Source organism: Vibrio sp. 03_296 (assembly GCF_002265885.1).
The window spans coordinates 1-670 of the sequence record NZ_NPKW01000165.1; the positions used below are offsets into that span (position 1 = coordinate 1).

The window sequence follows — 670 nt, forward strand, 5'->3', positions numbered from 1 at the left end:
CCAAATGCTGCGCAAAAGCCAAACCGATACCCGATGTTGAACCACTGATGAATGCTGTTTTCATTTTCTGCCTCGATGATTTACTGGAGGCTTTATCCTAGAGTCTCCTGTAAAGGGGAGAGTCAAGCGCTAAACAACATTTTTTCCAAGATAAGTCGTCACTTCAACAAAACATCACTCCCCTTTATCGTATTCAATCGAATTGATGAACCACTCTTTGATGCCGCTTGGGGTTGGCACTTGCACTTCGTCATCCACTTCTTTTTTCAGCAGCGCGCGCGCCATCGGTGAATCAATCGAAATGTAACCTTTGGCATCACCGTATATCTCTTCAGGGCCGACGATGCGAAATTTCATCACTTCACCCGCTTCGTTTTCAATTTCCACCCACGCACCAAAGAAGACTTTGCCCTCTTGCTGCGGCGCGTAATCAACGATTTTGACTTCCGGTAAAAACTTACTCAGGAAACGTACACGTCGGTCAATTTGACGCAGCAAACGCTTGTTGTAGGTGTAATCGGCGTTTCTGAGCGATCGCCGAGGCTCGCGCCACGCACTTTCTGCGTGATCTCAGGGCCGATGCTCTTTCCATAGATAATACGAGCTCTTGCTTGAGCTTGTTGTACCCTTCGCGGGTAATCATTTTGGTTTTCACGAACTTTCCCTTAAT

At 47.0% G+C, this 670-nt stretch carries 1 pseudogene; it reads right to left on the minus strand.

The features are described 5' to 3' along the window. Positions 1–174: 174 nt before the first annotated feature. A pseudogene (gene greB, locus CIK04_RS22465) lies at positions 175–655 on the minus strand (transcription elongation factor GreB). Between the last annotated feature and the right edge of the window lie 15 nt (positions 656–670).